Annotated in this window: 20 protein-coding genes and 3 pseudogenes; 16 read left to right on the top strand and 7 right to left on the bottom strand. The window is 68.4% G+C overall.

The features are described 5' to 3' along the window. Window positions 1-4 precede the first annotated feature (4 nt). Window positions 5-742 carry an XRE family transcriptional regulator gene (locus AC1DP0_RS01555; protein WP_478082144.1) on the bottom strand — a complete coding sequence of 246 codons (738 nt, stop codon included), beginning with the start codon at window positions 740-742 and terminating at the stop codon, window positions 5-7. Between the two features lie 397 nt (window positions 743-1,139). Here AC1DP0_RS01555 and AC1DP0_RS01550 point away from each other — a divergent pair, with 397 nt between their 5' ends. Together AC1DP0_RS01550 and AC1DP0_RS01545 are read left to right on the top strand one after the other, a co-directional pair. Then, window positions 1,140-1,550, top strand: a complete 411-nt coding sequence (locus tag AC1DP0_RS01550) for a hypothetical protein (RefSeq protein ID WP_478082143.1) — start codon at window positions 1,140-1,142, stop codon at window positions 1,548-1,550. A 2-nt stretch (window positions 1,551-1,552) separates the two neighbouring features. Beyond that, complete coding sequence (locus tag AC1DP0_RS01545) at window positions 1,553-1,981, top strand: hypothetical protein (RefSeq protein WP_478082142.1); 429 nt, start codon at window positions 1,553-1,555, stop codon at window positions 1,979-1,981. On the opposite strand, the gene AC1DP0_RS01540 is transcribed toward AC1DP0_RS01545, so the two are convergent. Further along, window positions 1,921-2,397: a hypothetical protein gene (locus tag AC1DP0_RS01540; protein WP_478082141.1), complete on the bottom strand. Its 477-nt coding sequence runs from the start codon at window positions 2,395-2,397 to the stop codon at window positions 1,921-1,923. The genes AC1DP0_RS01545 and AC1DP0_RS01540 overlap by 61 nt on opposite strands. A 232-nt stretch (window positions 2,398-2,629) precedes the next feature. Between AC1DP0_RS01540 and AC1DP0_RS01535 the strand changes: the two genes are divergently transcribed. The 7 genes from AC1DP0_RS01535 to AC1DP0_RS01505 all read left to right on the top strand — a co-directional run bounded on the left by AC1DP0_RS01535 (window position 2,630) and on the right by AC1DP0_RS01505 (window position 10,036). Continuing rightward, window positions 2,630-3,571 carry a C40 family peptidase gene (locus AC1DP0_RS01535; RefSeq protein ID WP_478082140.1) on the top strand — a complete coding sequence of 314 codons (942 nt, stop codon included), beginning with the start codon at window positions 2,630-2,632 and terminating at the stop codon, window positions 3,569-3,571. Window positions 3,572-3,692: 121 nt separating this feature from the next. Further along, window positions 3,693-3,974 carry a DUF6112 family protein gene (locus AC1DP0_RS01530; protein ID WP_034770756.1) on the top strand — a complete coding sequence of 94 codons (282 nt, stop codon included), beginning with the start codon at window positions 3,693-3,695 and terminating at the stop codon, window positions 3,972-3,974. 229 nt (window positions 3,975-4,203) lie between these two features. Beyond that, the gene (locus tag AC1DP0_RS01525) at window positions 4,204-4,767 is read left to right on the top strand and encodes a hypothetical protein (RefSeq protein ID WP_478082139.1); all 564 of its coding nucleotides are present in this window, start codon (window positions 4,204-4,206) and stop codon (window positions 4,765-4,767) included. Continuing rightward, entirely contained in the window at window positions 4,764-6,101 is a 1,338-nt protein-coding gene (locus AC1DP0_RS01520) for a hypothetical protein (RefSeq protein WP_478082138.1), read from the top strand. The genes AC1DP0_RS01525 and AC1DP0_RS01520 overlap by 4 nt, the downstream gene beginning before the upstream one ends. A 3-nt stretch (window positions 6,102-6,104) precedes the next feature. Continuing rightward, complete coding sequence (locus tag AC1DP0_RS01515) at window positions 6,105-7,550, top strand: SCO6880 family protein (RefSeq protein WP_478082137.1); 1,446 nt, start codon at window positions 6,105-6,107, stop codon at window positions 7,548-7,550. Further along, on the top strand, window positions 7,550-9,004 hold the full coding sequence (locus AC1DP0_RS01510) for an ATP-binding protein (protein WP_478082136.1): 1,455 nt from the start codon (window positions 7,550-7,552) through the stop codon (window positions 9,002-9,004). Before AC1DP0_RS01515 ends, AC1DP0_RS01510 begins: the two co-directional genes overlap by 1 nt. A 123-nt stretch (window positions 9,005-9,127) precedes the next feature. Beyond that, complete coding sequence (locus tag AC1DP0_RS01505) at window positions 9,128-10,036, top strand: ATP-dependent DNA ligase (protein WP_478082135.1); 909 nt, start codon at window positions 9,128-9,130, stop codon at window positions 10,034-10,036. An 88-nt stretch (window positions 10,037-10,124) separates the two neighbouring features. Here the strand turns inward: AC1DP0_RS01505 and mfd are convergent, their stop codons facing one another. Beyond that, on the bottom strand, window positions 10,125-13,670 hold the full coding sequence (gene mfd / locus AC1DP0_RS01500) for a transcription-repair coupling factor (protein WP_478082151.1): 3,546 nt from the start codon (window positions 13,668-13,670) through the stop codon (window positions 10,125-10,127). Window positions 13,671-13,832: 162 nt separating this feature from the next. Continuing rightward, window positions 13,833-16,547: pseudogene (locus AC1DP0_RS01495) on the bottom strand (PASTA domain-containing protein); the annotation flags it as partial. Window positions 16,548-17,268: 721 nt separating this feature from the next. On the opposite strand from AC1DP0_RS01495, the gene AC1DP0_RS01490 reads away from it, so the two are divergent. The 7 genes from AC1DP0_RS01490 to AC1DP0_RS01460 all read left to right on the top strand — a co-directional run bounded on the left by AC1DP0_RS01490 (window position 17,269) and on the right by AC1DP0_RS01460 (window position 23,277). Next, window positions 17,269-18,540 (top strand): type IV secretory system conjugative DNA transfer family protein, encoded by a 1,272-nt coding sequence (locus AC1DP0_RS01490; RefSeq protein WP_478082134.1) that lies wholly within the window; start codon window positions 17,269-17,271, stop codon window positions 18,538-18,540. Then, window positions 18,518-18,928 (top strand): hypothetical protein, encoded by a 411-nt coding sequence (locus AC1DP0_RS01485; protein WP_478082133.1) that lies wholly within the window; start codon window positions 18,518-18,520, stop codon window positions 18,926-18,928. Before AC1DP0_RS01490 ends, AC1DP0_RS01485 begins: the two co-directional genes overlap by 23 nt. Continuing rightward, window positions 18,925-19,353, top strand: a complete 429-nt coding sequence (locus AC1DP0_RS01480; protein WP_478082132.1) for a hypothetical protein — start codon at window positions 18,925-18,927, stop codon at window positions 19,351-19,353. Before AC1DP0_RS01485 ends, AC1DP0_RS01480 begins: the two co-directional genes overlap by 4 nt. 74 nt (window positions 19,354-19,427) lie before the next feature. After that, window positions 19,428-20,093 carry a hypothetical protein gene (locus AC1DP0_RS01475; protein ID WP_478082131.1) on the top strand — a complete coding sequence of 222 codons (666 nt, stop codon included), beginning with the start codon at window positions 19,428-19,430 and terminating at the stop codon, window positions 20,091-20,093. Next, the gene (locus AC1DP0_RS01470) at window positions 20,090-21,538 is read left to right on the top strand and encodes a CHC2 zinc finger domain-containing protein (protein ID WP_478082130.1); all 1,449 of its coding nucleotides are present in this window, start codon (window positions 20,090-20,092) and stop codon (window positions 21,536-21,538) included. Before AC1DP0_RS01475 ends, AC1DP0_RS01470 begins: the two co-directional genes overlap by 4 nt. Before the next feature lie 15 nt (window positions 21,539-21,553). Continuing rightward, window positions 21,554-21,901: a hypothetical protein gene (locus AC1DP0_RS01465; RefSeq protein ID WP_478082129.1), complete on the top strand. Its 348-nt coding sequence runs from the start codon at window positions 21,554-21,556 to the stop codon at window positions 21,899-21,901. Beyond that, a complete protein-coding gene (locus tag AC1DP0_RS01460) occupies window positions 21,901-23,277 on the top strand; it encodes a helix-turn-helix domain-containing protein (protein WP_478082128.1) in 1,377 nt (458 codons plus the stop codon). Before AC1DP0_RS01465 ends, AC1DP0_RS01460 begins: the two co-directional genes overlap by 1 nt. Before the next feature lie 702 nt (window positions 23,278-23,979). On the opposite strand, the pseudogene AC1DP0_RS01455 reads toward AC1DP0_RS01460, so the two are convergent. The 3 genes and pseudogenes from AC1DP0_RS01455 to AC1DP0_RS01445 form a co-directional block, all read right to left on the bottom strand. Beyond that, window positions 23,980-24,171: pseudogene (locus tag AC1DP0_RS01455) on the bottom strand (IS256 family transposase); the annotation flags it as partial. 12 nt (window positions 24,172-24,183) lie between these two features. Then, window positions 24,184-25,260: an IS110 family RNA-guided transposase gene (locus AC1DP0_RS01450; RefSeq protein WP_478082127.1), complete on the bottom strand. Its 1,077-nt coding sequence runs from the start codon at window positions 25,258-25,260 to the stop codon at window positions 24,184-24,186. 202 nt (window positions 25,261-25,462) lie between these two features. Then, a pseudogene (locus AC1DP0_RS01445) lies at window positions 25,463-26,512 on the bottom strand (IS256 family transposase); the annotation flags it as partial. Between the last annotated feature and the right edge of the window lie 66 nt (window positions 26,513-26,578).

Here is a 26,578-nt window from a genome sequence, read left to right as displayed (position 1 = left end):
ATGATCACGACTGTGCTGATGATGCCCAGACGCGCTCGAACGAATCGAGGTAGTGCGTGAACAACCGCCCGCCTGGGATCCGACAGAGGTGGAGGACAGGAGACTGCGAGGCGCTGCTTCCGTAGGCATGCCCATTGGCCAGGAGGGTGTCGTCGAACCTGAACAGTGAGGCGTAGAGGGTGGTGTCGTGCCGCCTCGCCTCGATCGGGTGGGCGGCCAGCAGAGGCGTCACGTAGACCCAGGTGAGCTTGCAGCGCGCCGCCATGAGCTCACCGATGCCCTCTTCCCGGCCGCGCAAGTCGACGGCTTGCCCGTCGGGGTCGCCGAAGAGGAGCCTCACCTGCACCCCTTGATGCGACCGGTCGGCCAGCCTGTTCATGAACTCCGGGATGCTGTCGTGCAGGAAGCTTGCAGCGTAGGCAAGGACGTCGATGCGCTCCTTGGCTTGCGCGACGAGCTGGAGCCATGTCGGCGGCTCGATTGCACTTCGGCTGGGGTAGATGTGAACGAGCTCCGCTTGCGTCGAGGAAGTGCTTGCCCGGTCGGAATGGGTTGCGGGCCAGAGGAAGCCGTCGCTCTTGCGCAGGATCTCGGAAGCGCGAATCCGGTGGGAGCGATGCGGCAAGCGGTCTGCCGCGATCCAGCGCTCGACCGTCTTGGGATCCACGGCGACCATCTCGCTGAACGTTTGCGTCGTGAGGCCGGCTCCCGCGATTGCGGCCCGTAGTCGCTCATTGGACATGACTCCTCCTAGGACGATTCGGGACGTCCCCGCCGCGCCGAGGACGTCCGCAGACGTCCCAACCGCATGGTGTTGGCGTCCCTGCGCCGGCTGGTCGAGTGAACGGCATGAAGACGCACTCCCAGACGGACCGGCAGAGGCTCCCCAAGACGGCTGACCTCGCCGCGCGGGCGAGGTCCCGGGACCAGACCTGCGCAGCCCCGTGCGCAGCCCTCAGTCGTCCGCACATCCAGCGGGAGCGCAAGACGCGGACCGCACCGCTGTGGACAACCCCGTCAGGACCCTCGGTTGTCCACAGCCGAGGCACTTCCGAGCGGCGAGCACTGCCGCAAAGCGAGACAAATGTTGTTGGGCGCGGAGCCGCCATGGCTTCGCCGATCTCACCGAGGAGCAGGCGATGACCGGTCAGGATCTGAAAGCAAAAGCACTCGCGGACGCCCTGGCGCGTTGCGGGGCACTGAGTCAACCCTCGCGCGAGCGAGACGAGCTCTGGATCACGGTCCGGGAGACCGTGTGCACCAAGGGCTTGTGCCTGGTCGTGCCGATGGGGTCGAGCGCGCCGGTACCCGTGACAGCAGACCACGCCACCGACGAGCTCATTGCAGCCATGGACTGGCTGAGGACGCACGAGTCGCAGGCCCGGGCGATGGCGCCGCAACAGTTTTTCATCATGCTCCGCGGTGTCGCGACCAAGGGCGCCTTCGGCTCCGCGCGAGCCGCGCAGTCCGACGCCCTTCACGGGATGACCCACGTGCGTCCCGGCGAGCCGGTCGTCTTCGCCGACCTCGACCGAAGCGAGGTGGCTTGATCATGCTGCGCTCCACCTTCAGCGACTGGACGGCCGAGCAGCTCCGCGTCACGCAGGAAGAGCTCGACGAAATCAAGCTCAGCCCCGTCTTCGATCTCTTCATCTCGCGGATCGAGGAAGCCCGGCGACGAGGCGCCGCGGACCCCCTCACGACGATTACGACGAAACGCGCCGGCGGAAACTCGCGGGCGTGCACCAAGAGGATGCTCGAGCAGCTCGGCTTCACGGCGGCCCAGCGACGCGCTGTCCACCGCCTCCTGGCCGGCTCCCCATCGGGGTGGCCGGGTCTCCTCCGGTTGTATGCCGCGTCGGCCGACCTCACCAGCGGGCAGCGCCAGTACGCGCGTCGTCAGCTGCAGACCCTGCGCAGTCACGAACTGGCTCGCAGCGGCTCCAGAGCCGGGTGTTTGGTCAGCCCGGCAACGCCGTAGAGCGCCATGACTCCAGCCACCGCCACCACGGGTACGTGTCCCCCTGACAGCAGCCGGGGCACACCGTCGCCGTAGTCGAAGACGACATAGCCCCTCGACAGCGATGGTTCGAAGCGCACGAGGGTGCCCCACCACAGTGAGACGCAGTTCCCGGTTGACGTCCTGAGCAGCACCCGCCGGTCGGTCACCAGAGCTACCACGGGTATGGCAGCACGCCAGTCTCCTGAGATGTGATGCCGCAGCTCGACGCCCACTTCGCGCCAGGCGCGTTCACCCGTCTCGAGGACGATGCCCCGTGCCATGACGTCAACAACGGTCGATGGAAGCAGGCCCGCGGCCTCCAACGCGAGATGTCGCGCGTCCTCGTAGATCTCGCCCACGTCGCGTTCCCGACGGGCATTCTTCAAGCGCAGCATGTGGCATACCTCCTCGGCGAGGAGAAGTCCGCGCGCAGGGGCACCATCGGAAGGCGAGCGCCCAGTAGTGCCCCGAACGCACGGTTCGCGCACCATGTCGCTCAGCCATGTCGTTGCCGGCCTGTCCGTAGGTGGACTGGTGGCACTCGGCGGACTCGGCCTCGTGACTGTTGCCGCTGGTCAGAGTGGGGCGCTGCCGTCGCGGCCGCCCGCGTGTGTCTCGACCGGGCCCGTGCAGGGCCTCTCGGCGGCTCAAGCGCAGAACGCCCGCATCATCGTCGCCACCGCAGAGCAGCGCGCCGGCAGGGCCGGCGCCTACATCGCGCTCATGGCGGCGCTGACGGAGTCCGACCTTCGAGTCCTGTCGAACCCCAACGACCCGGCAGGTGCAGCTTTCCCCAGTCAGGGCGTCGGGCACGACCACGACTCGCTGGGCCTGTTCCAACAGCGCCCGGGCTGGGGCAGCGCGTCCAAGCGCATGGACCCGAGCGAGTCGACCCAGCTCTTCGTGGATGCCCTCCTCCAGGTGGACGGCTGGCAGTCCGTGACGCCTTGGTATGCCGCCCAGATGGTCCAGCGCTCAGCGTTCACCGGGCTGCCCGGTGCAGCCAACGGCGGCTCGCGCATGGTGGGCGGGAACTACCTCCGACAGGCCGGTCGGGCATCGGCGATCCTCAGCATCGTCGAAGGTGACAGCGCTGCCCTCGACTGTGGCGGCGCACCCGCAGACGCGCTGGCCCCCGCGGCATCGGGCGCTCATGGACTGCCGAGCGCCTTCACGCTTCCCGCAACGACCAGCCCCGCGGGGCGGACGGCTGTGGCCTTCGCCCTGGCGCAGCTCGGGAAGCCGTATCTGTGGGGCGGCAGCGGACCCAGCTCGTTCGACTGCTCCGGACTGACCCAACAGGCGTGGCGCCGCGCAGGCGTCTCAATCGGCCGCGTCGTCACCCAACAGCTTCTGGACGGGTCGGCGACGACGCCGACCGCCCTCGTGCCTGGTGATCTCGTCATGATTCCCGGCTCCGAGGGGACGCTCGCCTCGCCCGGCCACGTCGGCATGTACATCGGGCACGGCCTGGTTGTGAACGCTCCCCGCACCGGAGACGTGGTGCGCGTCGTTTCTTACAAATCCTTTGTCTCCAAAGGACTTTCGGGCCTGCGTCACATCGCCTGACGGCGACTGCGTCACTCCCGTGAGTGGCCTTCGACGCATAGTGCCCCAATGGGTTCTCTATCGCAGCCATGCGTGGAACCAGTCCTCGCAAGCTGCGAAAGGCATACCGATGAAGACCTGGATGATTCCCTCAGTCGACGTCACGCCGAACCAGAACGGCCTGCCGGGCATCGCCGCGATCGAGAAGATCGTCGGCGCCCTCCTGACCTTCGGGCTCATCGCCGCCGTCGCCGGCATCGCCATCTCGGCGATCGCCTGGGCGATCGGCTCCCACTCCTCCAACCCTCACATCGCCGGCCGCGGCAAGACCGGCGTTCTCGTCTCGGCCGGAGCCGCCATGCTGATCGGTGCGGCGAACACCCTCGTCACCTTCTTCAGCGCTGCCGGCTCCGCGGTCCAGTGACATGAGGTGGAGAGCCCTCCGCCCGTTCGTKGTCGTATCCGTCATCGCCCTGCTCCTCACGGCCGGAGTCATCGGCGTCGTGCTAGCCGGTCGACAGGGCCCCCCGGCCCAGAATGCGCGGTCGACAGCTGACTCGCCAGCGATGCGAACGAGCCCACCCACAGCGCAACCGGAAACGCCGGCACCGGATGCGGGCCCCGTTGCCGCGGACATCGCACGGCTGCGCGCGGTGAGCTGGGTCGCACCGCCGACGCGAGAAGTACGGATCACCGGTGACGTCACCCAGCAACCGGACCTGTATGCCGCCGAGTTCGTCCGCCGGCTCCTGACCCAGGACTTCCGCAGGCCACGCGCTGAACACCTCTCTTGGGTGCAGGCCGAGTCCGCGCAGACGTCCGAGCCACTCGTCGTCGGGTTGGTCCCCAGGGAGCTCCGCGGTCGCCTGGCGGTCTACTCCGTCACCGAGGCGGCCGGACAGGCGCCCGCCATCCCCGGGGCGAAGGAGTGGGTCGCCCTTGGGGTCCAGCACGCCTACACCAGCGTCCACATCGAGCGTGTCGAAGAGCCGATGGCCTGGAGCACCGCCGTGTCCAGCGGCCGCATCAGTGACCCTGGCATCACCGGCAGAGAAGTCTCCGCAACCGTCACGCTCCACTACCTCAAGGAAGGCCGGCCTGCCAGCGCTACATCGTCCGTCGCCATGACGCTCAACCTCGAAGGGCCTCCCACTCGCGGCTCATGGGGCTTCGTGACAGCAGTGACCTATTCGTCCCTGCCGGTGAGTGCATCATGAGCTGCGACGGAATCATGGCCACCAACCCGATGTGCCTCGTCGCCCAAGCGGCTACGGGCGCAGCCGGCGCCGCGTCCAACGTCGTCGACGGCGCGTTCTCCACCATCGCCGGCTACTTCGGCCATGCGGCGCAGAACGCCACCACGTGGCTCTGGCAGCAGATCGGCGCCGCAACGACCCTGGATCTCCGGTCGGCAGCGTTGGTGCGGGAGATGACCATCACCGGCGCCATCGCCGCCACCCTCTGCCTAGGCCTCTTCGTCATCCAGGTCACCGCCGGGGCGCTGCGAGGACATCCGGTCGCGCTGGGTCGCGCGGTCAGCGGCCTGCTCATCAGCTTCGTCGGATCGGCTCTGGCACTCGCCACGACCCGCGTGCTCCTCGGCGCGGTGGACGCGCTCAGTGACGGGGTCGTCCGCTTCTCCATGGACACCCAACTTGGCGCTCTCGGCAGCAAGCTCTCCTTCGTCGGTCTAGCCCAGATGCAGAACCCCGCTGTCGTCATCCTGTTGGCCGCCGTCATCATCGTCGCGGCCGTCGTGGTCTGGGCGGCCATGATGATCCGCAAGCTGATGCTCATCGTGGCCGCCGTGCTGGCACCTCTGGCCTTCGCGGGGGCCACCGCCGACTTCACCCGTGCGTGGGTCCGCCGGTGGATCGAACTCGTGGCGGCGATGATCGTCTCCAAGCTGCTGCTCGTCATCATGCTGACCATCGGCGTCGCCGTCCTCAACGGCGCCGGGCAGTCCGGTGCCGGCGTGGGCCAGACGGTCACCCAGCTCGCCGGCGGTTCGCTCATCCTGCTCCTCGGCGGCTTGGCACCCTGGGTCGCCATTCGCATGTTCCACTTCGCCGGGGACACCCTGCACTCGGCCCACGCGACGGCGCGCCAAGCATCCGTCGGCGCGCAGACACTCGTCAGCGCACCGCAGAAGGTGAGCGCCATTCAGGCTCAGGGCCGGGCGCTGGCGTCCATGGGCTCGTCGGGATCCAGCAGAGGTGGCAGAAGCAGCGGAAGTGCGCCGCCTCCTCCCCCGCGTCCACCCTCTTCGCTCCCGCCGGGGCCGCCCTCGCCAAGTACAGGCGCGAGCGCCGGCAGCGTCGCTGGACCGGCTGGGGCAGCCAGTGGAGGCGGCGCCGCAGCCGCCGCCTCGGTGGCTGCTCCAGCTGCCGCCGTCGGCTCGCTCGCCCTCGCCGCCAAGTCGWTGGTCATGAAGACCGGCGATGTGGCGACCAACCCGCCAGGGACCTCGCCGGGCGCATTGCACGGTGCGAGCTCTCCCATCCAGGAGTCCCCGATGAAGCAGCCACCCTCCTACAGCTCAAGGAGCTGACCGATGACCGACACCACCACCAACCCGATGACGGTCCGTTTCGGGCGCCTCCCACGTCGCGGCCTGCTCCTCGGGCTCTCCGCATCCCGCGTCCTATGTCTTTGCGTGGCCGTCCTCGTCTTCGTCCCGTCGATCTTCCTCGGTAGCTCCACCGGTGCAGGCCTGACCGCCCCGTTGTGGGGAAGCCTCATCTCGCTCGCCTTCGTGCGCTGGCACGGCCGCCCGGCAATCGAGTCGATGCCCACGGCCGGGCACTTCGCCGTCCGCAAGATGCTCGGCCAGACGAAGTACCGCGCCCGCCCGTCGGCGCCACGGCCGGGCGGCACTCTGGCCCTGCCCGGGGACGGGGCCGCCCTGCGCTTCCTGACTGACGAGGACACCGGCACGGCCATGCTGCATGACCCGCACGCCCAGACACTCACGGCGGTCGCGCTGGTGCGCCACCCGGCTTACGTTCTGCTCTCGAGCGACGAGCAGGCCCGGCGCGTCCACGGGTGGGGACGCGCGCTGGCCAGCCTCGCCGCGTCCGGGACCGGGTGCCGCCTTCAGGTCCTGGAGGTGTCGCTGCCCGACGCCGGCCGGGGCATCACCGGCTGGTGGGACCTCAACGGGGTGAAGCAGCCCGGTCAGTGGGCGGTGCAGCAGTACGAGTCGCTCATGCGTACTGCGGCGCCGGCCGCCTCCACGCACCGGACTTTGATCGCGCTCTCGCTCGACCTGCGTGGCGCCCGAGCTCACATCAAGCAGGCGGGACGCGGTCTGCGGGGCGCGGCTGCCTTCCTGCGTCAGGAGATGACCTCCCTCGAGGCGGGTCTCCGCGCTGCGGACTTGTCGCTGGCGACCTGGTTCAACGAGGGCGAGCTCGCGGCCACGCTGCGCGAGTCCTTCGCGCCCGGGTTCCAAGGGCGGGACGAGCTTCACCAGACGCTCGCCGGCGCTGGTCCCGTCGCGATGGACGAGGAGTGGGACCACGTCCGCCACGACACGGCATACTCCGCGGTGCTGTGGATCAACGAGTGGCCGCGGGTGGCTGCACCGCCCTACTTCCTGCACTCGCTCGTCTTCCAGCCCGGCATCCGGAAGACGATGTCCTTGACGATCCAGCCGATCCCTGCTGACGCTGCTATGCGCGATATCCGCAAGGCCAAGGTCGAGTACGCGACGGAGGCGGCGCAGAAGGCGAAGATCGGTGCCATCGCCGACCTGTCCGAGGCCGCCGAGCGCGACGACGTCATCGAGCGCGAGCGAGCCCTGATCAGCGGGCACGCGGACGTGAAGTTCACGGGCCTGATCTCCGTCACTGCCCCGGCTCTCGACGAGCTGGAGGCAGCGGTCGCCGAGATCTCCCGCGCGGCCATCCAGTGCGGCTGCGAAACACGGCGGCTCTACGGGCAACAGGCGCGAGCGTTCGTGTCGGCATCGCTGCCCCTGGCGCGAAAGGTCAGCTGATGCGCGCCACTGAGCAGCCGACGGCCTTTTACGTGCCGCACGGCACCAAGCGCCGGCGTGGCGGTCGCCATGCCAACCATCGGCAGTCCCGTGCTGGGGCGGTCACCCCGACGTCGGCGGACAGCGACTCTGAGGCGACGACCTTCCTGCCGGCCGAGGGAGAGAGCGGTCCGGAGGCCGGCCGCTCCTACCGGCGGTTCCGCCTGCCCGGGCACCGAGCCACCTCCGACGTGGTTGCAGGTGCCTATCCCTTCCTGGCAGAAGGCGGGCTCGGCAGCGAGGGCGTCTACGTCGGCCAGGACGCCTGGTCCGGTGGTGGCTTCTGCTTCGATCCCTGGGTGCTCTACCGCGACGGGGTGATCACCAACCCCAACTGCCTTCTGGCCGGCGTCGTCGGCAAGGGAAAGTCATGCCTCGCAAAGTCGCTCGCCACCCGGTCCATCGCCTTCGGGCGTCGTGTCTACGTGCCCGGTGACCCCAAAGGTGAGTGGTCCGTGGTCGCCGAGGCCGTCGGCGGGGTCGCGATCCAGCTCGGTGGCGGCTCGACGAACCGACTGAACCCTCTGGATCCCGGACCGCGCGCCGCGGAATTGTCCGACGCCCAATGGGGAGCCCTGGTCACCAACCGTCGCCGCGCGCTCGTCGGTTCCCTAGCTCAGTCGTCGCTCGGACGGGCACTGCGCTCGGTGGAGCACACGGCACTCGACGTCGCCCTGGCCGACGCGGCGGCTCAGGTAACCGAGCCCACATTGCCGTTGGTGGTGGATCTGCTGCTGGAGCCACGCACCTCTCTGCCCGGTGCCTGCGCCTCGGACCTGGCGCGCGATGGCCGCGACTTGGCGCACGCACTCCGCCGGCTCGTGGCCGGCGACCTCAGCGGCCTCTTCGACGGGCCGTCGACCATCACGTTCGACCCGTCGCTGCCGATGGTGACGCTGGACCTCTCCCAGATCCAGGGGTCGGACCAGCTCATCGCCATGGTCATGACGTGCGCCTCGGCCTGGATGGAGGCGGCCCTCTCAGCACCCGACGGGGGTCAACGCTGGGTCATCTACGACGAGGCCTGGCGCCTCATGCGGCAGCCGGCCCTCCTTGCGCGCATGCAGTCCCAGTGGAAGCTCTCCCGCGGCCTCGGGATCGCCAATCTCCTCATCGTGCACCGGCTCTCGGACCTGGACGCCGTCGGTGATGCCGGCTCGGAGTCGCGGGCGCTGGCCCGAGGGCTGCTCGGCGACTGCTCGACGAAGATCGTGTACCAGCAGGAGGTGAGCGAGGCGCCGCAGACGGCCGTCGAGTTGGGCCTCTCGAGCGCCGAGCGCGCGCAGCTTCCGGACCTTCAACGCGGCGAGGGACTCTGGCGAGTCGGGCAGCGAGCCTTCGTCGTCAGGCATGTCGCCACGGACGGCGAGCTGTCACTCTTCGACACCAACACCCGCATGCACCTGTCACGGTGATCTGGTCGCTGAGTCAGCCAGCGATCGGACTGCATCTTGGCGCCCGATACCGCTGTCCGGTGGTGCAGTGTGGGCGGCATGCCTGCGGTGTCGTTGCATGCCCCGGTCGCGTTGGCGCGACCTGTGGATGAGCTGACCCCTTCTGGAGTCAAGGATCTGGTGTGGGAGCCGAAGTGGGACGGATACCGGGCTCTGGTCGGTGGCGGCCGCATCTACTCCCGCAACGGCACCAACCTCACTCCCCTGTTTCCGGACCTCACGCCTGTCCTGACCGCGCGACTACCCGACGACCTGGTGCTCGACGGTGAGGTCATCGCCTGGGATCCGGGTGCCGGTCGGCTGGACTTCGAGGGGTTGCAGGCCCGCATGACTGCCGGTCGACGAATTCGCACGGTTGCCGCCCGACGCCCCGCCCAGTTCGTCGTCTTCGACGTGCTCTCGGCCGGCGCCGAGGACCTGCGCGGTCAACCCTTGCGGGAGCGTCGAGCGGTGCTCGAGCAGGCCCTGGCGGGGATCGCCTCCCCCATCGTGCTCTGCCAGCAGACCGATGACGTCGCTCTCGCCCGAGAGTGGTTCCAGACGCTCACGGCCGGCGGCATCGAGGGTTTGGTGATCAAGGACGCCGGCGGCAGCTACCCGACCGAGCCGGGTCAACGAGTCTGGTGGAAGGTGAAGGCAAAGCGGACACTGGACATGCTCGCGATCGGGTTCACCGGCGACGTCACGGCTCCCACGGCGTTAGTTCTCGCGTTTCCCGGAGACGTCGACGACGAGGGCAAGCCGATCACTGCAGGGTCGACAACCTCGCTCTCAAGAGCTGCAGGCAAGTCCATCGCCCCGTTGTTGCGCCCGACCGGCGAGGCGTTCGAGCGCACCTTCGCCTGGGGCTCGGCTACCCCGACTCGTGTCACGGTAGTAGTGCCGTTTGTCGTCGAGGTCGAGGCGGACGCCTCCGCAGCCGCCGGCGTACTTCGCCACGCGGCGCGGCTGCACCGCACGAGGCCAGACCTCGATCCAGCGGACAGCAACTGAGCGGACGCAGCAGCATTCAGAAGCCGCGTAATCAATCACATCTATCCAAGGCCCCGGGGAAACGCCTGAACTCGGGCATGCCAACTGGTTAGGTCCGGTCAGCGCCAATGTCCGGGAGCAACAACGCCGTGATGAACTGGCGCGCCCAGGTCAGCACCTCGACATCGCGTAGCGGCTTGCCGCCGACCCGGGCGGTCATCGGGAACGGCACGAGGATGATGCCGAGCGCCTCCTTGACGAGCGTGCCCGGGTACAGGCGCATGAGGCGGAGCTGCTGGCTCTCGCGCAGCTCCTTGACCGGGCCGAAGCGCACGACCTTGCCCTGCACGCCGATGTCGCCGATGCGGGCGGCGCGGGCCACGACGCGCAGTCGCGCGACCTCGAGGAGGTTCTGCACCGGCTTGGGCGGGGCGCCGTAGCGGTCGCGCAGCTCGGCCTCGATCTCGTCGACGGCCTCGAAGGTCTCGACGGTCGCGAGCTTCTTGTACGCCTCGAGCCGCAGTCGCTCACCCGGCACGTAGTCGTGCGGCAGGTGGGCATCGACGGGCAGCTCGATCTTGATCTCGGCCGGCACGTCGACGGCGTCGCCGCGGAAATCGGCAACGGCCTCGCCGATGAGGCGGACGTAGAGGTCGAAGCCCACGCCCTGGATGTGACCGGACTGCTCGCCGCCGAGCAGGTTGCCCGCACCGCGGATCTCCAGGTCCTTCATGGCAACGGCCATGCCGGAGCCGAGGTCGGTGTTGCTTGCGATGGTGCGCAGCCGGTCGTGCGCCGTCTCGGTCATCGGCTTCTCGGGCGGGTAGAGGAAGTACGCGTAGGCCCGCTCGCGCCCTCGACCGACACGGCCGCGCAGCTGGTGCAGCTGGCTGAGGCCGAGGACGTCGGAGCGCTCGACGATGAGGGTGTTGGCGTTGGAGATGTCGAGCCCGGTCTCGACGATCGTCGTGCACACGAGCACGTCGAAGCGCTTCTCCCAGAAGTCCTCGACGACCTGCTCAAGCTTGTGCTCGCCCATCTGGCCGTGCGCGGTCGCGATGCGCGCCTCGGGGACGAGCTCGCGCAGGCGCGCCGCCGCCTTCTCGATGCTGCTCACCTTGTTGTGGACGAAGAAGACCTGCCCCTCGCGGAGCAGCTCACGGCGGACAGCAGCGGTGATCTGCTTCTCGTCGTAGGCGCCGACGAAGGTGAGGACGGGGTGCCGCTCCTCGGGCGGCGTTGCGAGAGTGGACATCTCGCGGATGCCGGTGACAGCCATCTCGAGGGTGCGCGGGATCGGGGTGGCCGACATCGACAGCACGTCGACGGCCGTGCGCATGGTCTTGAGCAGCTCCTTGTGCTCGACGCCGAAGCGCTGCTCCTCGTCGATGATGACGAGGCCGAGGTCCTTGAACTTCGCGTCCTTGGCGAGCAGCCGGTGGGTGCCGATGACGAGGTCGATGCTGCCCTCGGCGATCCCGGTCATGACCTCCTTGGCCTCCTTGTCGCTCTGGAAGCGCGACAGCGAGGCCACCTTGACGGGGAAGAGCGCGTAGCGGTCGGCGAAGGTCTGCTGGTGCTGGCTGACGAGCAGGGTCGTGGGCACGAGGACCGCGACCTGCTTGCCGTCCTGGATGGCCTTGAAGGCCGCGCGGACGGCGATCTCGGTCTTGCCGTAGCCGACGTCCCCGCAGATGAGCCGGTCCATGGGGACCTGCTTCTCCATGTCGGCCTTGACCTCGTCGATGCTGACCAGCTGGTCGGGCGTCTCGACGTAGGCGAAGGCGTCCTCGAGCTCACGCTGCCACGGGGTGTCCGGTCCGAAGGCGTGGCCCTTGGTGGCCTGGCGGGCGCTGTAGAGGCGGATGAGGTCGGCCGCGATCTGCTTGACGTAGCGCTTGGCCCGCGACTTGGTCTTGGTCCAGTCGGAGCCACCCATCTTGTTGAGCATGGGCTCCTCGCCGCCGACGTACTTCGTCACCTGGTCGAGTTGGTCGGTGGGCACGAAGAGGCGGTCACCCGGCCAGCCGCGCTTGCTCGGGGCATACTCCATGACAAAGAACTCGCGCGTCGCGCCGGCCACGGTGCGCTGCATCATCTCGACGAAGCGGCCGACACCGTGCTGCTCGTGCACGACGTGGTCGCCCGGGCGCAGCTGCAGGGGGTCGACCTGGTTGCGGCGGCGCGACGGCATACGCCGCATGTCCTTGGTGCTGGCGGTGCCCGGCTGGCCGGTGAGGTCGGTCTCGGTCAGCACCTCGATGCGACCGCCCTCGTGGACGAAACCGCGCCCGAGGGGCGCGCAGGCGACGTGGACCCAGCCCGGCTCGAGGGAGTCGTCGCGCGAGGTGTCGAGCGGCCGCACGGCGACCTCCTGCTCGCGCAGCACCTCCGCCACGCGCTTGGCCAGGCCCGGGCCCTCCGTGACGACAGCGACGGCCCAGCCGGCGCGGACGCGCGCGCGCAGGTGCTCGACGGCACGCTCGGTGTCGCTACGGAACGCCTCGGCGTCGACCGTGCGCACGGCGATGCGCTCGTCGACGTCGTCGTCCTCGATGACCAGGTCTGCGTCGGCGGCGAACGGCGTCAGCGTCCACCACGCCAGCCCGAGCCGCTGGGCCAGGGCGCGCACGTCGGCCAGCGACCAGTACGACGCGCTGCCGAGCAGAGACTGCAGGTCGACCGGCACCTGGTTGCCGGCCGCCGCGTTGGCCCAGCTCGCCTCGAGGAACTCCTCGCTCGTGGCCACGAGGTCGTGCGCGCGGCGGCGGACGCGCTCGGGGTCGGCCAGCAGCACGAGCGAGTGCTCCGGCAGCACGTCGAGCACCGACTCCATGCCGTCGACGAGCGCCGGCGCCAGGGACTCCATGCCCTCGACCGCGATGCCCTCAGCCAGCTTGGACAGCATCTCGGCCACCCCGGGGAGCTGGTCGGCGAGCGCCCGGGCGCGAGCGCGTACGTCGTCGGTGAGCAGCAGCTCACGGCACGGCGGGGCCCACAGACCCCGCTCGGCGACCTCGAGGGAGCGCTGGTCGGCCACCTTGAACCAGCGCACCTCCTCAACGGTGTCGCCCGAGAACTCAATGCGCACCGGGTGCTCCTCGGTGGGCGGGAAGATGTCGAGGATGCCGCCGCGCACGGCGAACTCGCCCCGCCGTTCCACCATGTCGGTCCGGGTGTACGCAGCGGCCACCAGGGCGTCCACCACGTTAGACAGTGAGCGCTTGTCCCCCGGACGGAGAGCGACTGGGACGAGATCACCGAGGCCCCTGATCAGCGGCTGGAGCACCGCCCGCACCGGGGCCACGACCACCGAGAGGGGGCCGTATGCCGGGTCCTTGGGGTCGGGGTGCGCCAACCGTCGCAGCACGGCCAGTCGCCGACCGACGGTGTCCCCGCGCGGCGAAAGCCGCTCGTGCGGCAACGTCTCCCAGGACGGAAGCAGTGCCACGCGCGCTGAGGGGAGGAAGGCGCCGAGAGAGGCTGTCAGATCCTCCGCCTCACGCATCGTCGCGGTGACGACGACGACGGGGGCCGCCGCAGGAGCAACCTGGGCCTCCTGGGCGAGCGCTGCGACGAGGAACGGCCTCGCGCCGTCGCTAGCGGACACGTCGACGAGGTGGGCGCGCCCGAACGCGTCAAGGACACGATTCACATCGGGGAGCGCCCCGAAGGCGCGCAGCAGTGGATGCGACAGGCGGGTGGTCGCCCTCCCCTTTTGGTTTGGCTTCCGATAGCGCGCAGTCGCACCGGGAGGTTGCACACTCGAAGGGGTGCGTGGGTCAGGCGTGGACGGCAGCGAACCCTGGGAAACTTCTATGCGCACCTCGCTGCCGCGGGGGATCGACCTCCCGTGGCCCACAGACTGTGACACCACGCGACCGGCCGGCGAGTCGCTGTAGACGTAGAAGACGACCGGCACCAAGCCCGCGGCGACAAGCGTGGCCTGCGCATCGGCACGTGTCCGTCCGAGTGCATCGGGGGTCACAGAAGTCGGCTGAGGTGCGACTGCGACTGTCAAGATCACCGGCTGGTGAAGTGCCCAACGGCTCCCCACGGGCGGCTGGCATCCGAGGACGGTGCCCGGGATCGCCGTGGGAATGGCTTCGTCGTGAATTTTCACGACGAAGCCAGCAGCCACCAGGGCGTTTTGAGCCGCCGCCACTTGCAAAGTTAGGACGGGTGGAACTGTGTTGTGACCACTTGCGAATTCGACGGTCACGATGCTGCCAGGACTCACCTGGGCTCCCGCCGGCGGATCTTGACGCAGAACGTCTCCGGCCTCACGTGTCGACGCCCTTCCCGACTTCTTGCCCGGTGCGAGTCTCAGTTGCGACCGTGCAAGCGCAGAACGCACCGCCTCAATGCCCGATAGCGGTGTCAGGTCAGGCACTCTGACCCTTTGGGGCCGGATAGAGGAAGCAGAATCACCCCTTTTTCTTTGAGGCTTGACACCGCGATCGTCCGCAGGAGGTGGTGGTACGCCGGCGCCTTGTGATCTGCCCGGCCACGCCGATGCGGCGAGGTTCCCTTCCGCCGCCTCGCGATCCTTGGCTTGTGCTGGGCTCTCAGCCACCTTCGTTGCGTTATCCAGTTCCCGACGAAGGACCACGGACTCTTCGCGAGGGATCGATTTGCCTTCCTTCAACAGGCGCCCGGACTCTTCCGGACCCAAGAAGAGCAAGGCATCAACGACTTGACGCGGTTCGGAGTCGTCGGCGCTGTCATGGACCAGCGCAACAATCGTCGATCGCGCTTCTTCGGTCATTGCTTGCAGGTCCGCCAGGATGCGCTGGCCCGACGGAGCCTCGGCCCAGTCGCGGAGCCGTTCGGCGGCGACCACGGTTGTCTCGGTGGGCCCCTCTGATGCATTGACGATCGATTGTGGACCCGAGGGAAGTTGAGTGGGGGTGCGTCCACTAGTGACCCGGTGTGAGTCAAGCCATCGAGTTAGAGCATTCACTTGATCAGCTTCGGAGAGGACCTGAAGCCGGTCATCGGGGTTGACCTGAGCGGACTCTAGTGCCGCCACGGCATTTTCCACCCGCTCCAGCACTTCGCCAACCGAGCTGAGATCTTCCGGCTCCATCGCCCGCAGGGGCAGGGGGAGCAGGTCGCGGCAGGCACGGTACTGCTTCCACCGCTCGGCTAATCTCCGCTGTTTGGCCGAGGGCCGCGCGGGCGTGCTGGCCTCCGTCGTCCAATCCGGTGGTGCATCGACAAGGTCGTGAAGGCACTGAACTGCTTCTGAAAGCCGCACATCTGCCAGCGCTCGGATCACCGACGGGTCACAAGGCTGAACCCGGGCGTCTCGAAGTTCGACCAGCGTCGTCATCGGAAGCGCGCTCAGCTTAGCGATCAGTGTCTTGGGTAGAACACTCTCAACCTGCGCCTGCTCAGCAGCAGCTTGGCTGTAGTGATGTGCATCGACTATGTCTTCGGCACGCCAGGGCCCGCGCCAGTCGAGGGTTGGGTTCAAAGCCAATCGGACTGCCGCGGCGAAGGCGGCGGTCTGGCCTGAAGCGTCAAGCCGGCTCAGGAAGCTAGATCCAAGTTCAAGTTGGTCCTGGTTCAGCCGGATCGCGGAACGTTGGGCTTCCACCAAGGCTTTGCTGCCCAACAGTGTCACCGCGTGCACGCTGCGCTCAAGGTCCAGACGCACACCGGTCGGTCCCAACATCGTCCCGGAGGCGTCGGCCACGCGGTTCAGGAGTTGTTGCAGCCGATCCGGAGTGAGCAAATGAACGCCGACAGTGACAGTGTGCTCCTCAGCCCCTGACCGCGATCCTGCTCCGGGCTGCTGGCCGGTCACCATATGGTCGGCCTCGGGCCTCGAGACCACTGTGTAACTGATCGCGGGTTGAGGACAGCCTGCCGCCTGGTAGGCGCTTACGGCCTCGTCCTCGGGGAGGCCGAGCACGTCGGGGATGAGAGGCTGCTCCTCCGGAAAGATGCGCTCGAGCGCCTCTCGGGTTGCAGCTGCATCCCATCGAGGGCCGGGCCTTTCTTGCAAGAGCTTCTTTGCGGGCTGCAGCCCCGCAACGCGGCCGTATACGCGATGGGCGATCGGAGGTGGCAGATCCGCGGAGGTGATGCGTGGCAACCACACGGTGCTCTCCACGTAGGCACGGGGCCCTTTGGAAGCGACCTGCAACTGTGTGGCCAATTTCTTGGCGTGCCCCTCCGCCTGACGAAGGGCATCCGAGCGACCAGCGCGCTTGAGGCCGTCGTCGATGGTCACCCATCGACCATCCTCCACGGCTAGCCTCCCCGACCAGCTCTTGATTTCTATGACCTTCAAGGATCGGCGGCCGAGAAGGACCACATCTGGGCTCACGGAGGTTGACGCAGTGTGAAAGTCAGGGAACACCCAGGCCTGGACGTAGTCCAGCCCCTCCAGTATCGAGAGCAGAAGGTGAACGTCCTCCTCCTCAGAGGAGGTGGCGGGGTGTCCACAGACGACCACTCTTGGGTAGGCCGGGAACTTCTTCCACCGGTAGGCGGGCTGGGCAGGTGACTTATGAGTGGACATCGCCTCACCGCCTAACCAGTCTCGTTTGCTCAGTAGCCGCCTAACGGCGCCGCACTCGCCTTCTACTCCGAGTCTGTCCGTGCCCAACCAAAGTACCCGCGCGACTCGCCGTGACGGCTTTCACCAACAGATGGGCACTCTCGTCCGCCAATCCGGAATCGCCTCCGACCTCACGCTAACTGTCAACGCTCAGCAAGGTTCGGAGTCGTTCGTGCCCCGAACGTATCGTCCCCGGTCCATGAGTCATGAGCGACAGCAATCCCAGAGCGACCGCTGGATGTTGTGGACTTTGGCGGGTGCGTGCGGCGGGTGTCTGCTGCTCTGGCTTGCCGCCCTCACGGGCGCTTGGCTCCGTGACAGCCGGGCTCCCTCGCTATCGGCAGTCAGGGTGGCGCACCTGCTGCTCCATCCCTCGGATCCCGCTGCTGCTTGGGGTGCCGATGTGGGATCGGCTTCTGCGTACTGGGGGCTGCTCCTGCTGCAAATTCTCCCGATCGCCAGTGCAGCAGTGCTCGCGCGGCGTCAGCGCGCTAACTCGTCGTCTACCAACACCTGGGTCACGCGCGCAGGCATCGCGTCACGTTCGGAGGCAAAGGCTGCCGCCGGAGCGCCTCGCGTCAAGAGCCGAGTTACCGGCCTGCGGCCATCCTCCCCCGGCGGCACCGTTAAGTCGGTTGCGCACGCCGTCGGCCACACCCGGGGCATCCAATGCTTCGTGACGGTGGAGGACTCGACTGTCGTCCTCGGGCCCCCGCGCTCGGGCAAGGGACTGCACCTTGTCATCCCGGCCATCCTTGAAGCGCCCGGAGCGGTGGTCACCACCAGCACCCGCCCGGACAACCTAACCGCGACTCTCCGGTCCCGGCAGCGTCTCGGCCCGGTAGCCGTCTTCGACCCGCAGGGCCTCGCCCCCGGCATACCGTCCACCGCGCGCTGGTCCCCCATCCGTGGCTGCGAAGACCCGCACGTGGCGATGGTCCGCGCAAAGGCCCTCACCAAGGGCGCCGCGTCCGGCACCACCGATGCCAACTTCTGGCAGTCCTCCGCGGAGCAGGCGGTCCGCGCGCTTCTGCACGCCGCGGCCCTCGGCGGCTGCAACGCAGGCGATCTCTACCGGTGGTCCCTCTCGGCTGTCCATGCGCGCGAAGCCGTCATGATCCTCGGCACGAGCCCCAGAGCAGCGCAGGCCTGGCACCAAGGCCTTGACTCCATCATCAGCGCCGACCCGCGACAACGAGACTCTGTCTGGGCGATGGTGTCGATCGCGTTCGCGGCCCTCGCCGACCCGCGGGTCCTCGACGCGGTCTCACCTGCCGAGGGCAAGCACCTCGACCCCGCAGAAGTGCTCGCCAGCAACGGAACCGTCTACCTGCTCGGCACTTCTACCGGCGCGGCCGCGACGGCGGGACTCGTCGGCGCCTTCCTTGAAGACGTCCTCGAGGTCGCCCGCCGCAAGGCGGCCAGCTCCCCCGCGTCCCGGCTCGACCCGCCCCTCTCGATGATCCTCGACGAAGCCGCCAACTACCCGCTCCCTTCACTCGCATCGCTCATGTCCGACGGCGGCGGCTCCGGCATCGCCACGACCGTCGTCCTCCAGTCCTTGTCCCAGGCCCGCGCCGTCTGGGGCGAACACGCAGCATCCGCCATCTGGGACGCCGCCATCGTCAAGTTGATCCTCGGCGGCGGCTCCAACGCCCGCGACCTCGACGACCTTTCCAAGCTCATCGGCACCCGACCCAAGGAGGTCACGAGCCGCAGCACCGGGCATGACGGCCGCCACTCGACGTCCACGTCGACCAACGACGTGCCGATCCTGACACCCGCCGAGTTGCGCACCCTTCCGTTCGGATCCGCTGTCCTCCTCCTGCGCGCTGCCCCGCCGATCGCTCTCACCATGAGCCCGTGGACAAGCCGCAAGGACACGAAGGACCTCACTGCAGCCCGCCTCGACCTCGAGCAGAAGATCCGTCATGCCAGCCAAATACACGCCTGAGGAAGCATGGCCCCGGACCCGGCGGGCGTCATACGACGCCTACCTCGGCTCCGGCGCCTGGAGCGACAAGCGGAAGCAGTGGTATGCCGCGTGGCTTACCGCCGCCGGCGTCGAGCCCTCGTGTTTGGTGTGCGGACGGCGGTGGACTCTCAAGGCCGGGCACCTGCACCACGCGACGTACGACCGGCTCGGGGCCGAGTCGGTCCGCGACCTGCTGCCCCTCTGCCGGCGTGACCACAAGGCCCTGCATGCAGTCATCGACTCGCACCCGACCTGGCGGCGCGCCGCCCGCCAGACCGCAACCGCCGCGATCATCGCCGCCCTCCGCCGGGTGCGCGCCGCACGCAGTATCTCGAGGCGGCAGTCCTCGACCACCTCGACGTCGTGACCCCAGACGAGCCTCTCGATTTCGGCGAGGATCCGTTCGAGCGGACCTTCGGCCAGCTCCGCGGCCCGGTCCACTGGCCCTCCCTCACCGAGGCCGAGATACGCGACCGGATGCGGGAGCTCGAGGAGTGGGTCAACGACCTCGTCCGCCGCTTCGCCCTCGAACCACGAGTCATCCCACCTTGCWGGGCGCAGCACCCCGCCCTTGTCGAGATCCTCTCCGCGCTGCGGGACCACGAGCGCGCCGCCTACGCCGACACCGCCTCCCCCACCGCCGCCATGGACTTCATCCGTGCGCTGCACGACGCGCAGCTTTTCCTCGCCGACCAGGTCTCCAAAACCCAATGCTCCGTCGCCGGCCACCGCGACGACTTGATCGCCTCATGGTCCACCACGGCGAGAGGGACTGACTGGCAAGGGAATTGACCGGACGAATGGTGTCCCGGTCCGAGAGTCCTCCTTCCAGAAGCGCGGGAGCCGCCCGCGCGGGAAGGGCCGACATGTCAGCCGCCGCGCAGCTCAAACCATCCACGCCGTTCGCCCGTGACCGTGTCGTCGACCAACTCATGGCCTTGGCCCGTAACGCCAGCCTCAACGTCGAAGAGCACGACCCCATCGACTACTGGTACCGCCTCGGCCAGCGCAACGCATACGCCCACGCCACCGCCCAGCTTTTCGCCCCCGAGCTCGGGCACGACCCCTTCAGCATCGCCGAGCGCATCACGACCGCGCTCGACGCAGGGACTACCGACCTCCGCGAGCTGCGAGACGCGGCATACGGCGCCCGAGAAGTCACCACTCCCCCGAAGCCCAGCATCGAGTGGGTCGGCCCCAAGGCGTTCGACACCCAGCACCGCAATATCCGCGGCGTCGACCGCGACTACGGCATGCGCTGGGGACCACGCAGCAACCAGCGCATCTCCCTTCGCCTTGACGGCGACGAGGCCACCCACGGCTTGCTCTACGCCTACGACCCGACGTGGCAGGAGTATGCCGTCCTCTCCACCAGCGCCCCACGCGCCGCCGTCGACCGTGCCTTCGCACACGCCACCGACACCGACATCCACATGCCCATCGAGACTTTCACCCAGCTCGTCGTCTCCTACGGCGTCGCGCTCGACCTCGCAGGCCGCACACCCGCGCCGGTGGCCGAGGTGCAGCTGTGACCGCGCAACGCCGGTCCGTCGACATCGAGGCGATCCGGGCCCGGCACCCGCTCCCCGAGGTGATCGCGGCCGCCGGCATCGAGCTACAGCCGCGCGGACACGGCTACATGGGCTGCTGCCCCTTCCACGAGGACAAGACCCCATCGCTGTCGGTGGACGGCGTCCCCGACCGCTTCCACTGCTTCGGATGCGGCGCCAGCGGCGACGTCATCGACTTCGTCCAACGCGCCCGGAACCTCAACTTCCTCGAGGCCGTCACCGAGCTCGAGGGCGGTCAGTACCAGAAGCGGGCCCTTTCGGTGGTCCGACCAGCACCGCGGCTCCCGGCTGTCCCCGACCCGGCTGTCGCCGCTATCCCGGCTGAGCGGGCCTTCGAGATCAACCAGCTCGCTTGGGAGCACTTCGCCGCCCCCGTCGGCACGGGCTTCGCCGCCCACTACCTGCTCCACCGCCGGGGACTTGACCTTGAACCGCTGACACACGAGTTCGCGGGCCATCGATTCGTCGGGCATGCCGCTCACGGCTGGGCCGCTCTCACCGAGCACCTGCGGTCTGCTGGCATGCACGACGACGAGCTCATCGGCATGGACCTGGCCATGAGGACCCGAGGTGGCCGGCTCATCGACACCTACCGCAACCGCCTTATCGTCCCGATCGCCAACGCCAGCGGCCAGATCCACGGCTTCATCGGCCGCGACATCAGCGGCCACCCGGCTGCGCCCAAGTACCGCAACCCCACGCGCACAACGGTCTTCGACAAGTCGCAGATGCTCTACCGGCCGACCCACCACCCGCTCGCCGCGGACGCGCAGGTGCTCGTCGTCGAAGGACCCATCGACGCCCTCGCCATCGCGGCTTCGGCTGCCGCCACCGGAACGACGCAGGGCGTCGCGGTCTGCTCCACCAACGGGGTGTTCGCCTCCCCTGCGCAGGTGCGCGCGGTGCTGGCGCTGACGCAGCGGCCCCCACGCATTGCCTTCGACGGGGACGACGCGGGACAGCAGGGCACCGTCCGCTGGGTCGCAGAGGCCTGCCTCGAGCAGCGCTCCCCTGTCCTGGCCACGCGTATGCCGTCCGGCATCGACCCAGCCGACTGGCTGACCACCCACGGGCCCAACGGCCTTCGAGATCTCCTCGCGGCATCGTCGCGAGCGACCCGCGACGACGTCCCGAACACGGCCGTCCCCGGGCGGGACATCATCCGAGCCCTGCTCTACAAGGCGGACGACCCGATCCGCGACGCCGTCGACCTCGTCACCGCGCTCGCTGGCCAGCTGTCCTCCGCGGAGGGCCACCAGCTGCTGCGCGACTCGACCGCCGAGATGACCCGACACGGCTGGAACCCACGCGACAGCTTCGCGAAGGCAGTCGAGGACGCGTTGCGCGAGCAACCCACCCCTCGCTCCACCCTATGGCGCCCAACGGCGACTCCCTCACTCATCTGAACCAGAAGGGTCCTCATGTCTGTGTCTTCGACCAACCTGATCGAACGCGCCTCGGCCGAACTGCACTGCGCGGCCGACGAAGCCGAGGCACGAGCCCAAGGCAACCCCCTGAATCCCTGGTCAGCCATGGCCGGCACGGTCCACCTTCTCGCCGCCGCCCTGAGCCCGATGCCCGTGACAGCACCCGCGGCCTCCGGCGCGCTCCAGGAGCACTTCACCGCCGCGATCGTCGCCCTCGACCAACTGGCTCCTGAGGACGCACCACAGGACCTGCCGTTCTGGCGCGCCCACATCGCCGACCTCAGAACCAACGCCCACATGCTCGAGCTCGGTGACTTCAGCACCCCGAAGGCCAGCTCCTGATGGCCACGACCGCCACCGACCTCATCGACCAGGCCCGACGCGTCCTCGCCGAGCTCCAGCAGACCGAGTTCCCGATCTCGCGACAGCAGTGGGAGGCGTTCGACCAGACCGTCTATCGCCTGCTCCACGAGCTCGACGGCGCAGTCACCGGCTGGCTCTTCAGCGAGGCGGCAGCAGCACAGCTCCACCAGGTAATGCGTGCCTACCCGCACCCACTACAGCCCGTCGACGACCGACCGGACTTCTCCATCAAGGAAGCGGCACAACTACTCGGCACCAGCGAGAACGTCGTCAGGAACCGCATCTGGGCGGGCACGCTACTGGCCGCCCCCACGGGCAGCGGCTACCGCATCCCGCGCAGCGAGGTCACAGTCCGTCGCGACCTCCGGCCGGCCTCGACGGACGACACACACCCGATCGCGCGGCTCTCCTGCACGCTCGGGGCCATGAACGACCTTTTGGTCCTCCACCGACTCGACCCCAGCGCCCCCGAGCTCCAGGCCCACACGCCCCTCTCACTCGCCACGCAGACGCTGTCCATCACGGCGGCGGCTGCTAGGCGAGCCCTTGCCCTCTGTGAACCGGTCGCCGCCGACCGCCCCCTGTCGATCGCTCGGTACGCGGCCGAGGCTGCTGCGCTCCTGCCTGGCGCGGCGCCACTGCGCGGGCTCCAGAATCCTGCGATACCGGCGCCCGACCTTGCACCGGACGGCCCGGCCGCAGAACTCGAGCGCTCCATACACGGCTGGGCCTCCGCCGCCCGCGACGAACTCCGCGATACGGTGCCGAGCGTCGCTGTCTTGCAAGACATCCACCGTCAAGGGGTGCATCTCTACGCGGCCCTGGACGTGGTGCTGCGCAACGCCCCCGGAGACACTGACCACGCAGGCTCTCGAGAACAACTGCTCGCGTCCGCGCTCACGCTTCAAACCGCCGCCGAGTCCTGGACCCAGACGTCCACCGGCATGCCGCCATCCCGGCCATACGTTGAAGCCTCTCGTCGCCTATATGCGGCCCTCAGCGGTATCACGGGAGCCGCAGGTGCTGAGCCGGACCATCTATCGGCCGCCTACCAAGCGCTCCTGCGCGGAGCTAGCGACGTTGCCTGGCTGACGACTCTGGTCACGCCGACGGCCTCTCGGCTGCAGCACTCAGGCGTCCTCTTCATCCACGCGCGGCACGCCAACAGCGATCCCTCGCGCCTGAGCGCGAGGCTAGGAGGACGCATGGTCGAGGCCACGGCTCACGACCTGCCCCATCTTCACGAGAATCTATGGGCGGCGCAGCGAGCGGCCGCACAGCCTGTCCGCGTGCTGCCCATAGAGCTCACGTCTTTGCAGTACCGGCAGCCGGAAGTCCGCTCAATCGCCCTCTAGCGCAGGTTGCCCACACCGCCCAAAGTGACGTGCGACCTCCGCCGGGAGTAGGGCCCGGGCACGGCCAGCTGAAGCGAGAAACGTCCCGAGGCGGCGACCAATCTCAGACTTGACGAGCGGCGGAGCCCCCAAGCGACTTCGGCTACGAAATTCCGCCAGGCCGACTGAGAAGAACAGCAGTCTGGCAACGAGCTGGCTGGCGCAGAAGACTCCGGGAGACTCTCTGACGCGCAGGAGTGCCCCGTAGGCACGCTCGGCGTGACGGGACTTGCACCCACAAGGCCTCAGGGCGTCCATAAGGTCGACAACGGCCGGAGTGAGCCGCCTGTGGCCCTGACGACCGAGACGAAGGTGCCGTTGATCACCGTTACTGGGGCATTTGAGCGGGCGGGGATGGGCGATTCCCTTTGGCCGCGGGCCGAGCGACCGCGGGCACCGGTGAGCCGGGGTGATTTAGTCGCGAGTACCTCAGGCGAGGTGGAGCATCTCCTGCTCGACGTCCCCAAATGTTTTCCGAGCGATCGTCTCGAGCGCCTCGAACGCCTCGCTCCGCGTCGTGCACTCATTAGACGCTGGCCGGCCGGCACTGGAGCAAGTCACAGTGGAGTCCCAAATTCCAGAGGACACGCCCAGGGACTGGATGGACGCTGCGGTCAAGTCCGGATCGGTGGTGTACGACGGTGATCCGTCGAGGTCGTTCGGTTAGGCGTTGATCGCGCCGGCGATCAGGTCGGTGTCCACCTCCTCACGGTCGTTGTCGGTGGTGCGGTGGGTCAGGACGGCGCGGGCGTTCTTCAGTGCCTCGAGGCCGAGGTAGCGGCGTTGCTCAGCCCACTCGTCGTGCTGCTCGGCGAGGACGGCCCCGACGAGGCGGATGACGGCTTCGCGGTTCGGGCGCCGCTCTCGTCAAGCGGCGGCGGAGTTTGCCCTTGGCGGCGGTGGCTTTTGGGCTTGCAGGTCGCGGATCATGGCTCGGTACACGACGGCGGCGAGGTGGCGTTTCAGGCATCGTCGAGCTTCGGCCGCGCTCTTGCCTTCGGCGCGTTTGCGCGCGAGGTAGGTGCGCGCGTCTGGGTGCCATCGCGCCTGGGTTCGGGCGATCGTGAACAGGGCGCGGTTGAGCTGCCGGTTCCCGCCGCGCGCGAGCCGGTGCCGGGTGGTGTTGCCGCTGCTCGCAGGGACGGGCGCGGCGCCGGCGTGGGCTGCGAAGGCGGCCGCGGAGGGGAAGTGCCTGGCGTCGTGTGTCTCGCCGAGGATCTTCGCGGCGGTCAGGGGTCCCACCCCCGGGATTGCGAGCAGGTGCTCGTGGACGTCTAGGTCGAGCTGGTTGGCGATCAGCGCGCCCAGCTCGGCGATCTCCTTCTCCAGTGARCCCAGTCGCCGGATCGCGACCAGCGCCAAGTGGGCTCGCACCGGGTCGCTGGTCCTCTCCGCCATSGCGAGCTGRCGGGCTCGCTTCACGGCKGCCTTRCTGGTCAGCGCGCCGGTGACTGCTCGATGGCCGGGAGAGAGGCCGATCAGCAACGCGTGCAAACGATTCCGCACTCGGATCTGCTCCTGRACGAGCTGGTCSCGTGCGTCAACGAGCAGCTTCATGTCCGCGTCCAAGTGGGCTGCGTCCATCCGGGGCAGGTTCTGCTCTTGRACGGCGACGCGGGCGATGATGATCGCGTCACCCTCATCATCCTTGCCGCGKCGGCGACTCGTGCGTCGCCCTTGAGCGGTCAGGTGCGTGGGGACATCGATGACCTCTTCYCCAGCMGCCAGGAGCMRCAGYGTCAGCGCCCGACCGAAGCCCTTGGCGCCCTCGACAGCGACCTCTCGAGGAACGGGCAGSGCCTGGATCCASGWAAGCATCCGSGCTAACTCGCTCCGGTYGGCGCCGGTCTCGARCTGGTCGACWACGCGGCCTTGGGGGTCGACTGCCGCAGCCACATGRACTTGGGTGTGCGCATCGATTCCGACCGTGACTACTTCTCTCATGAGCAACTCCTCAACCCATCGACGACGATGATGGTGGTGGTCGAGGACAGTCCTGCCGTTCGGTCAGCACGCCGCTCTTAGGTCACGGGACCACCGGTCTTGAGAGCCCGGAGGGACTGGCCCTAACGGGGTCAAGGCCCTGAGGCCCGACAGAAAGATTCCGGGTCACCCCCGGGCTCCCAAGGCTCAGACAACCACGCAGGAAGATGCCCACGACGTCGGTGCGGCGGCGGATCTCCCGGTTGAGGCGCTCGTTCGGGTTGTTGGACCAGATCTGCTTCCAGATCTCCTTCGGGAACACGGTGAAGGCGAGGATGTCGGCGCGGGCGAGCTCGAGGTGCTCGGCGACGACTGGGAGCTTCTCGTACAGGCCCTCTAGGACCCGGTGGAACTGGGCGTTGACGGACTCTGCGTCGGGCTGGTCGTACACGGAGTGCAGCAGCGCCCGGACCCAGCCCCACTGGCTCTTCGGGGTCACGGCCATGAGGTTCGCGGCGTAGTGGGTCCGGCACCGCTGCCAGGACGCGGAAGGCAGCGTCGCCCCGATCGCCTCGACCAGGCCGGCGTGCGCGTCGGAGGTGACGAGCGCGACACCGGACAGCCCGCGGGCGGTCAGGTCCCGAAAGAAGCTGAGCCAGCCGGCGGCGGATTCGGTTGTGGCGGTGTGGATCCCGAGGACCTCCCGGTAGCCGTCGGCGTTGACGCCGGTGGCGACCATGACGGCGACCTTCACGACCCGGCCGGCCTCGCGGACCTTCATCGTGAGCGCGTCGGCCGCGACGAACGTGTACGGACCCTCGTGCAGGGGCCGGGTCCGGAACGCGGCGACCTGCTCGTCGAGGTCGCGGGCCATCACCGACACCTGCGACTTGGACAGGCCCGTGATCCCGAGCGTCTTGACGAGCTTGTCCATCCGCCGGGTGCTGACCCCGAGCAGGTAGCACGTCGCCACGACCGTCGTCAGTGCTGCTTCGGCGCGGCGGTGCCGCTGCAGGAGCCAGTCCGGGAAGAACGTCCCCTCGCGCAGCTTCGGGATCGCGATGTCGAGTGTGCCGGCTCGGGTGTCGAGGTCCCGGCGGCGGTAGCCGTTCCTGCTGTTGACTCGGTCCGCCGAGCGGGTGCCGTACTCGGCGCCGCACACGCTGTCAGCCTGCGCGGACAGCAGCGCGTTGATGAACGTGCCGAGCAGCTCCCGCATCAGATCGGGGCTGGCCTGGGCCAGCTGCTCGTGCAGAAAGAGGGAAGGGTCGATACTGGTGGATCGGGGCTGGCCTGGGCCAGCTGCTCGTGCAGAAAGAGGGAAGGGTCGATACTGGTG

Source organism: Terrabacter sp. P5_B1, from assembly GCF_056400505.1.
The sequence above is the reverse complement of the archived record's forward strand: the minus strand, read 5'-3'. Positions and strand labels throughout refer to the sequence as shown.